Origin of the sequence: Mycobacterium sp., assembly GCF_035697385.1 — a bacterium.
Classification (GTDB): Bacteria; Actinomycetota; Actinomycetes; order Mycobacteriales; family Mycobacteriaceae; genus Mycobacterium.
The window spans coordinates 1-2987 of record NZ_DASSCY010000386.1; the positions used below are offsets into that span (position 1 = coordinate 1).

The 2987-nt window shown below is 68.0% G+C and carries 1 protein-coding gene and 1 pseudogene; both read right to left on the reverse strand.

Going from position 1 to position 2987, the window contains the following annotated elements; translation table 11 throughout:
• Positions 1-157 precede the first annotated feature (157 nt).
• Positions 158-2644, reverse strand: a complete 2487-nt coding sequence (gene pheT / locus VFH65_RS31965) for a phenylalanine--tRNA ligase subunit beta (RefSeq protein WP_353327528.1) — start codon at positions 2642-2644, stop codon at positions 158-160.
• Positions 2644-2987 (reverse strand): annotated as a pseudogene (locus tag VFH65_RS31970) (phenylalanine--tRNA ligase subunit alpha); the annotation flags it as partial. The gene pheT and the pseudogene VFH65_RS31970, both read right to left, overlap by 1 nt.

A 2987-nucleotide genomic window follows, 5' to 3' on the forward strand; every position in this document is an offset into this window, starting at 1 on the left:
CGTTGCAACTTCATTAAGCGCGACCAGCCGACGGGCAGCCCTCGAATGTGCGATTTCATACGCCCACATCGGCATGTCGCGTACGAAACTGCACAGTCGACGGATTTTTTATCATCCAGCACGCGATACAGCCGACCCCACAGCTGCTCGCCCAGGGTTACGCGCGCTGAACGGCGCCGACCCGGTCGGCCGCGGTCTGCACGGCGGCGTCGCGGGCGGCGCTCGCCTCGTCCTCGGTCAAAGTGCGATCCGCGGCGCGGAATCGCAAGGCGAGAGTGAGCGATTTTCGGCCCTCCCCGATCTGCGGCCCGGTGTAGACATCGAACAGCCGGACATCCTCGAGCAACGTGCCCGCGCCGTCACGCACGGCGTCGACCACGCTCTGCGCCGCGACATCGTCGCCGACGATTAGGCTGACGTCCTGGAAGACCGCCGGGAACGGCGACACCGCGGGCGCAGGCAGGGCCTCCGTGATCGGTATCGCGTCGAGGTCGAGTTCGACGGCGCAGGTGCCCTTCGGCAGGCCGGATCGCTCGACGACTGCGGGGTGCAATTGGCCGGCATGCCCGACAACGGTGTCGTCGACGAGGACTTCGGCGCAACGGCCGGGGTGCCATGGCAGGAGCTGCGCGGCACGCAGCGTCAGCTCCACGCCGGCGGCGCGCCCGATGACCCGCACCGCCTCGAACGCATCGCGCGCCTCCGCCGGCCGTCCGGGGCCCCACGGGCCCGCGGGCTCCCGCAGTCCGGCCAGCACCGCCGCGACGTGTTGCGGCTGCCGCGGCAGCGACGCGTCGAGCGTGGCAATCTCCTCGCCGGTGGGCCGACGCTGCGTCGGAATGCGTTCGACGGCACGGATTTCCGAAGTCGCCTCGACCACCTGTGCGATCGCATAGAGTGCGACGTCGACCGCGCCGCGGGACACGTTGCGTCCCAAGGCTTCCAGGAGACCCGGCAGCAGCGTAGTCGCCAGTGCCGGACGGTCGGACTCCAGCGGATTGAGCACCTGCGTCGTCTTGCGGCGCGCATCGTCGGCAGGCAGACCCCATTGGTCGAACACTCCCGCAGGCAGGAACGGGGTTGGCAGAATCTCCACATATCCGTTGAGCGCCAACGACTTTCCGATGGCGCGGCGGCGCTTCTGGATCGGGGTGAGGCCGCGGCCTGCCGGCGCCTGCGGCAGCACCGACGGAATGATCTCCAGACCTTCCAGCCGCAGTACCTCTTCGACGAGATCCGCGGGCTGTTGCAAGTCCGGCCGCCAGCTCGGCGGTGTAGCGGTCACCTGACCGTCGTTGACCACTACGTCGGCGCCGATCTGAGTCAGCCGCCGCTGCGTGGCGCCTTCCGCATAGTCAACGCCTGCGGTGCGGTCGGGCAGGTCGACGGCCATGCTGACCGGAGGATGGGTCCAATCCTCACGCGGTGGGTCACCACGCCAATCGGTGAGCTTGGGTTCGATTGTGCCGCCTGCGATATCGGCCAACAGGGTCGCGGCCCGGTCGAGCGCCGCCACCGAGATGGCCGGATCGACAGTGCGTTCGTAGCGACGGCCCGACTCGCTGGTCAGATGCAGGCGACGCTGGGTGCGCGAGACCGCGGCGGGGTCCCACACCGCGGCCTCCAGCATCAGGTCGGTGGTAGTTTCGCGGACCTCGGTGGTGCCTGCGCCCATGATGCCGCCGATGGCCGCGGTCGCGACGTCGTCGACGATGAGCACGTCGCGGGGGTCGAGCTTGCGCTCGATGTCATCGAGCGTCACGACCGTCTCACCCGGCTCGGCGAAGCGAACCTTGAAACCGCCGGTGATCAGACTGCGGTCGTGAGCGTGCATCGGGTGACCGAATTCGAGCATCACGTAGTTGGTCACGTCGACGGCAGGCGAGATCGCGCGGATGCCGCTGAGCAGCAGGCGCCGCTGCATCCACCACGGAGACATCGCCGCCGGATCGATACCCGTGACCGGCCGCAAGCCGAACCGGAGCACTCCGGTGCCCGCCTGAATCGTCACCGGCAGGGCCTCACCCTCGGCGGGCAGCGGCGCCACATCCGCGGGATCGACGTAGTCCAGGTCGTAGGCGCACGCAATTTCGCGCGCCATTCCGCGCACCGACAGGCAGTAGCCGCGGTCGGGAGTGATGGCCAGGTGGAACACCACGTCGTCCAGGCCAAGCACATCGGCAGCAGGTGTACCCGGTTCAGCGGTGCCCGGCGGTAGCACCAAGATGCCGGAGTGGTCTGTGCCCAAATTGAGTTCGGACGTCGAGCAGATCATCCCGTCGGAGGTCCGGCCGTAGGTCTTGCGGGTGGCGATCGTGAAGTCGCCGGGCAGGACAGTGCCAGGCAACGCCACGACGACGAGATCGCCAACGGCGAAATTGGTTGCTCCGCAGACGATATCGCGGGGCTCGGCCTCGCCGACGTCGGCCTTGACCGCCCGGATCGGCTTTTTGAACTCGGTGAGTTCTTCGAACTCGACGACCCGTCCGACGGTCAGCGGCCCAGTGACAGGGCCGACCGGGATGATCTCGTCGACTTCGTGGCCGATGCGGATCAGCGTCTGTTCCAGCTCGTCGGCAGGCACATGCCAACCCGGCGCGCCGGCCTGGATGACATCGCGCAGCCAACTGTAGGGAAGCCGCATCAGGCCCCTACCCCGAACGGCAGGGAAAACCGCACGTCGCCCTCGACCATGTCGCGCATATCGGGGATGCCGTTGCGGAACTGCAGTGTCCGTTCCAGCCCCATGCCGAACGCGAAGCCAGAGTAGATGTCGTGATCAATGCCGCAGGCGCGCAACACATTCGGGTTGACCATGCCGCAGCCGCCCCACTCCACCCAGCCGGGTCCACCCTTCTTGTTGGGGAACCAGACGTCGACCTCTGCCGACGGCTCGGTGAACGGGAAGAAGTGCGGACGGAACCGGGTGCGGCCCGCGGGACCGAACTCCGAGCGGGCGAACGCGTCGAGCGTGCCGCGCAGGTGCG